General features: G+C 67.5%; 1 protein-coding gene. It reads right to left on the bottom strand.

All coding sequences use genetic code 11. The features are described 5' to 3' along the window. On the bottom strand, positions 1–1,469 hold a 1,469-nt coding region (locus JMF90_RS36805; protein WP_201326316.1), incomplete at both ends, for an efflux RND transporter permease subunit.

The following is a 1,469-nucleotide window of genomic DNA, read 5'->3' on the forward strand; positions in this document are numbered from 1 at the left end:
GGCCGCGCAGCGTGACCGTCGAGCCCTTGGGCAGANCCTTCGCGGTGGCCTTGACGACATCGTCGATGTCGGTCGCGACCGCGCCGAGGTCGCGCCCCTGGGTGGTCGCGTAGATGTCGAACAGCGGCTCGATGTTGTAGTGCGACACCACCGCGTTGCCGACCCCGCGCGTGATCGTGGCCAGGCCGCCCAGCAACTGGGACTGACCGTTCGCGCCGGTGACCGGCAGGTTCTGCAGCGCCGACAGCGTGGTCATCCGGTACTGCGGCGTTTGCGCGACGATCGGATAGGACACGCCGTTGCGCGGGTTGAGCCAGTAGGTCGGGTCGACCTGGCTGGTGCCGGCCAGCGTCGCGACCACCGAGTTCGTCACGTCCTGCTCGGTGATGCCGAGCTGGTCGGCGCGCGTGCGGTCGACCGTCACCGTGAACTGCGGATAGGTGCTGGCCTGCTGGATGCGCGGGTCGGCGACGCCCGCGATCAGGCGCAGCTTGCGGTACAGCTCGTGCGCATAAGCGAGGTTGGCCTGCTGGTTGGGGCCGGCCACCTGCAGGTCGACCGGGGCCGGTGCGCCGAAGTTGAGGATCTGGCTGACGATGTCCGCGGGCAGGAATGAGAACGTGGTGCCCGGATAGGCGCGCGGCAGGCGTTCGCGCAGCGTGTGCACGTAGTCGGCGGTCGGCGCGTGATCTCGCGACAGCGAGATCAGGATGTCGCCGTCCTGCGGTCCGAGCGTGCCGCTGTTGTTGTAGGTCAGGTTGATCCCGCTGTTCGGCAAACCGATGTTGTCGATCACTTCGCGCAACTGCGCGGGCGGAATCACGCCGCGAATCGTGTTTTCGATGCGGTCGAGCTCGGCGGCGGTTTCCTCGACCCGTGTGCCGACCGGCGCACGCACGTGCAGCGCGATCTCGCCGGAATCGATGGTCGGGAAGAAGTTGCGACCGAGCGACGGTGCGAGCAGGAAGGACGCGGCCACGATGCAGAGGAAGGCGACGACGAACGGCTTGCGGCGCGTGAGCGCGAGGCCCAGCAGGATTCGGTACGACGCGCGCACGGACTCGAAGCGGCGCTCGAATGCACGCTGGAAGCGCACCAGCGGATTGCGCGACGGCGGGACGTCGTGTGCGCCGGCATGGCCCGCGTGCGGGTCCATTACCGCGGCCAGTTCGCCCGATGCGTGACCGGCCGATGCGTGCGGCTTGAGCAGGTATTGCGCGAGCATCGGCACGAAGGTGCGCGACAGCACGAACGACGACACCATCGAGAAGATCACCGCCTTGGCCATCGGCACGAACAGGAAGCGCGAGATGCCGTCGAGCATCAGCATCGGCACGAACACGATGCAGATGCACAGCAGCGAGACCAGCGCCGGCATCACGATCTGCTTCGCGCCGTCGACGATCGCGGTGCGCGTGTCCTTGCCCTGTTCGAGGTGCCAGTTCACGTTCTCGATCGTCACCGTCGCA

This window comes from Burkholderia sp. E168m23, from assembly GCF_016586125.1.
Classification (GTDB): domain Bacteria; phylum Pseudomonadota; class Gammaproteobacteria; order Burkholderiales; family Burkholderiaceae; genus Burkholderia; species Burkholderia orbicola.